Origin of the sequence: Acinetobacter towneri DSM 14962 = CIP 107472, from assembly GCF_000368785.1 — a bacterium.
GTDB classification, from domain to species: Bacteria; Pseudomonadota; Gammaproteobacteria; order Pseudomonadales; family Moraxellaceae; genus Acinetobacter; species Acinetobacter towneri.
This window is the reverse complement of sequence record NZ_KB849692.1, coordinates 1-3,905: the sequence shown is the minus strand read 5'-3', so window position 1 is coordinate 3,905 and position 3,905 is coordinate 1. Positions and strand designations below refer to the sequence as shown.

Here is a 3,905-nt window from a genome sequence, read left to right as displayed (position 1 = left end):
TGACATGCTCCCCATTAAATCACCGGTTTAGTACGGAGTATGTCAACGCTCTTTGGGGGTTACATCATTCAAATTGCTAATTCGCTATGACTGCCTAAGCGAACTAATTTCAAAATTAGTAGTTCACCTTCTTCTGTTTTCTTATAGATTAAAACGAGATCAGGTTTGATATGGCAATCACGATGACCTACCCAATTACTGACCAAAGCATGGTCACGATACTTTTCAGGCAAGGCTTCATCAGCTTGCAATAATTCTAAAACAGTTTGTAGTTCAGCATCTAATGTATTTCGATGCTGCCTTTTTTCTCACGTTTATAGTCTTTCTTGAATGCTGATGTGTACTTAATCGTCCGCATTTAGATCAGCCATCAAATCTTTAACAGAAGTGAAGCTCTTTGCTTTGCTTAGATCTTCTTCCATTGCAGCAATGGTTTCAGGATTGGGCTGCCAAATTTCAAAAGGCAGAGCCTTTTCTTTCGCTACCTTGGTTAACAGCAAGCGAACTGCATCTGAGACAGTTAAGCCCATTGTTGCAAGAACTTCTGTTGCTTCATGCTTAATGTTTTCGTTAATGCGAGTAGTGACTAGTGCATTTGAAGCCATGTTAAGCTCCTATGATTAACATTGTTAATCACACTATATTCTTAGATGAAGAAAAGTTCAATTCGTATAACCACCATTATGTTAAATATAAGGCTTTTAATACTATAAAAAAGATCATTTAATTGAATGGTAATAATTTTTGAATGTTGAAAATGAACGAACAGGAAATTTATCAAAAAATTGGCGAACTTCTATGGTCAATAATGCCAAATGAGGCGATAGAAATATATTTTATTGGTGATATATACCCTGAACACTATTCTGGTGGGGCTGAATGGCGTTTGAAGAATGGAAATATTGATTCTTTTCCATTTGGTGAACGCGCATATGAAATTGAAGAAAATATTTGTGGGCTGATAAAAGAGTTGAGATCATTGGAGCTATTTATAGAAAAATGGACGAACTATAAGATCACCCTAACAGAAGAAGGAAAATTTAATATAGAGTTTGCTTATATCCCTGAAGAGGATCACTGGCCGACTTTATACATGCGAAGAGTAAGTGATCTCAAGGAAGAAGAGTTAGATCAATATTATATCCCTATAGAAGAATGGAAAAAACGATTAGGGTTAAGAACAGAATAAATCGTAGAGCTTTTTTAGAAGATTAGATTTTGTTTTTGCTAAAAAATTAGTTTTTCTAAAATTAACATAATACACCTTATACGAAATAAAAATGGGAGCCTTAAGCTCCCATTTTTTAAGTAATTTTTTCAAATAAGGCTTGGGTGAGCATCTAAAATTCGAATCAATGTAGCTGCTGGTCCAGTTGGATAGCGTCGTCCCTGTTCCCAATTTTGCAGGGTACGGGGGCTAATATGTAGACGTGCAGCAAATTCATTTTGGCTCAAGCCAGTTTTTTCACGTACTTCTTTAATATCAGGCAATTCGAGTTCTGTAACTCGGCTTGCTTTAACTTCTTTACGTTTGATAGCTCCAGCTTCTTTGATTGAAGCAACCAAGTCATCAAATAAGTTGTTATCCATGAAATTGCTCCTTCACGAGTTGGTGCAGAATGGCGGTTTCCTTATCTGTTAAATTATCTTTTACTGATTTTGGATAAGCCACTAAGAAAAAGATCTGATCATCCTCGGTGACCCAATAATAAATCACCCGTATCCCACCACTTTTCCCTTTGTTACCTTGAGCACAACGTACTTTGCGAATACCACCGCCATTCTTGATTAGGTCACCTCTATCAGGCTGTACCAAAAGATCTTGCTGAAGTTGACGATATTCCTCATCAGATACAAGGTCTTTAATTTGCTTGGTAAAGATGCTGGTTTCAATAAATAACATGGACTCTTTATACGTCAATGGCGTATTTGAATTTTAGCAGTTTCCATAACAAAAAACGAGAGCTGGTAGCTCTCGTTTCGCATAACAGCCATTATGTTAAATAGATAGCAGTTGGGAGATTATTTATTCTTTCAATAGACAAAAACTTGCGGAATTTTTCTTAATTTGTAATCCTTGCGGCCAAGGGTGTCTAGCGTAGCTAAGACAGGTATTCGTTATAGTCGGGCCGCTATAATACGGATGACGAGTGCCTGTATGTTTAACCTAAATATCTTTAACAAGATCTCTAGCGAAGTATTGACCATCAAAAATGATCTTGAGCTGAATTCTGAAAATCAACTGATAACTAAGTATAAGACTTCTACTTCTGAAGATTATAAACAGGCTATTGTTTTGATTTTTAAAGAACGTGGCTATACACGTTTGGAAATAGGTCAATTACTTGGGGAGCCAAAAGCTTCATAAAATACCGATTAAACAAAGCTTGGATATAACATCCAGGCTTTATAAAAAAGTACCTAGCTGTTACCCTTGTCCTGATTTTTTTACTCTAAAACGTTCTTTCATCTTATGACACTTACGCCACCTTAAGTTTATTTATCGTCTTAAATCTGTAAATAACTCATCACTGTCTAGTGATGTGGTGTAGTCGTTTGTGTGTTGTATATATCACATCACTAGCCTATCTGAAAAATTAAAAAACAGGCTATGTTTATGTTATCTAATGTCCGAGAACAGTGGTTCTCTAACATCCGTGGGGATGTACTTGCCGGATTAGTCGTCGGTCTTGCACTCATCCCTGAAGCCATCGCATTTTCAATTATTGCAGGTGTAGATCCTAAAGTTGGTCTATACGCATCCTTCTGTATTGCCGTCGTGATTTCTTTCGTAGGTGGTCGTCCTGCCATGATTTCAGCAGCCACTGGTGCAATGGCGCTGCTTATGGTCACATTGGTCAAAGAGCATGGGCTTGAATATCTGCTGGCAGCAACAATTTTGACAGGCGTGATTCAAATATTGGCAGGCTATTTAAAGCTCGCCAAGTTAATGCGGTTTGTATCTAAATCTGTGGTTATTGGATTCGTAAATGCGTTAGCGATCTTAATTTTCATGGCTCAATTGCCTGAACTGATTAATGTGACCTGGCATGTATATGCTTTTGTTGCTTTAGGTTTAGCAATTATTTATCTATTCCCTCTGGTTCCCAAATTAGGAAAATTACTCCCTTCTCCACTAGTCTGCATCATTGCAATCACATTATTGGCAATCGCTTTAGGAATTGATGTACGGACCGTGGGCGATATGGGGTCTTTACCTGACACACTTCCAATGTTCTTGATTCCAGATATTCCTTTGAATATTGAAACATTGATGATTATTTTGCCTTATTCAGTCGCACTGGCGGCTGTAGGTTTACTTGAATCGATGATGACAGCAACTATCGTGGATGAAATGACTGATACGCCAAGTGATAAATATCAGGAATGTAAGGGACAAGGGATTGCGAATATTGCTTCTGGCTTTATGGGTGGCATGGCCGGTTGTGCAATGATTGGTCAATCTATGATTAACGTAAAATCAGGTGGCCTTACACGCTTATCAACATTCTCTGCGGGCATTTTTCTTCTTATTCTGGTTGTATTTATCAGCGACTGGCTCAAAGTGATTCCAATGGCTGCATTGGTAGCGGTAATGATAATGGTCTCTATCAGTACCTTTGAATGGAGTTCTGTCACTCAGTTAAAAGATAATCCTAAGAGCAGTAATATCGTCATGATTGCGACGGTGATTGTAGTTGTTGCTACGCATAACCTGGCTTTGGGTGTGTTAACAGGCGTATTACTTTCAGCCTTGTTCCTGGCGAATAAACTTGAAAATGATATCCAGGTGACAGCATCTTTTGAAGGAATGGCCCGTTTATATGAGTTGAGAGGTCAGATCTTCTTTAGTTCTTCTGAAAAATTCATGCAAGGTTTTGACTTTAAAGAGGATGTAAAGGAGG

7 protein-coding genes are annotated in these 3,905 nt (G+C 37.9%); 3 read left to right on the top strand and 4 right to left on the bottom strand.

Translation table 11 applies throughout. From position 1 onward, the window contains the following. Nucleotides 1–68: 68 nt before the first annotated feature. Together F947_RS15015 and F947_RS12660 are read right to left on the bottom strand one after the other, a co-directional pair. Complete coding sequence (locus F947_RS15015; protein WP_228619233.1) at nucleotides 69–251, bottom strand: type II toxin-antitoxin system YafQ family toxin; 183 nt, start codon at nucleotides 249–251, stop codon at nucleotides 69–71. Between the two features lie 93 nt (nucleotides 252–344). After that, nucleotides 345–605: a type II toxin-antitoxin system RelB/DinJ family antitoxin gene (locus F947_RS12660; RefSeq protein ID WP_004778838.1), complete on the bottom strand. Its 261-nt coding sequence runs from the start codon at nucleotides 603–605 to the stop codon at nucleotides 345–347. A 152-nt stretch (nucleotides 606–757) separates the two neighbouring features. Here F947_RS12660 and F947_RS12655 point away from each other — a divergent pair, with 152 nt between their 5' ends. After that, nucleotides 758–1,189 (top strand): immunity protein YezG family protein, encoded by a 432-nt coding sequence (locus tag F947_RS12655; protein WP_026438531.1) that lies wholly within the window; start codon nucleotides 758–760, stop codon nucleotides 1,187–1,189. A 128-nt stretch (nucleotides 1,190–1,317) separates the two neighbouring features. On the opposite strand, the gene nadS is transcribed toward F947_RS12655, so the two are convergent. Further along, nucleotides 1,318–1,590, bottom strand: a complete 273-nt coding sequence (gene nadS / locus F947_RS12650; protein ID WP_000369781.1) for a NadS family protein — start codon at nucleotides 1,588–1,590, stop codon at nucleotides 1,318–1,320. Then, nucleotides 1,583–1,903, bottom strand: a complete 321-nt coding sequence (locus tag F947_RS12645; RefSeq protein ID WP_000897307.1) for a type II toxin-antitoxin system RelE/ParE family toxin — start codon at nucleotides 1,901–1,903, stop codon at nucleotides 1,583–1,585. Before F947_RS12645 ends, nadS begins: the two co-directional genes overlap by 8 nt. Nucleotides 1,904–2,158: 255 nt before the next feature. Between F947_RS12645 and F947_RS12640 the strand changes: the two genes are divergently transcribed. Both F947_RS12640 and F947_RS12635 read left to right on the top strand, forming a co-directional pair. Then, a complete protein-coding gene (locus F947_RS12640) occupies nucleotides 2,159–2,368 on the top strand; it encodes a hypothetical protein (protein WP_004976362.1) in 210 nt (69 codons plus the stop codon). A 249-nt stretch (nucleotides 2,369–2,617) separates the two neighbouring features. After that, nucleotides 2,618–3,905: SulP family inorganic anion transporter (locus tag F947_RS12635; protein WP_004976359.1), on the top strand; the 1,288-nt coding region annotated here is incomplete at its 3' end.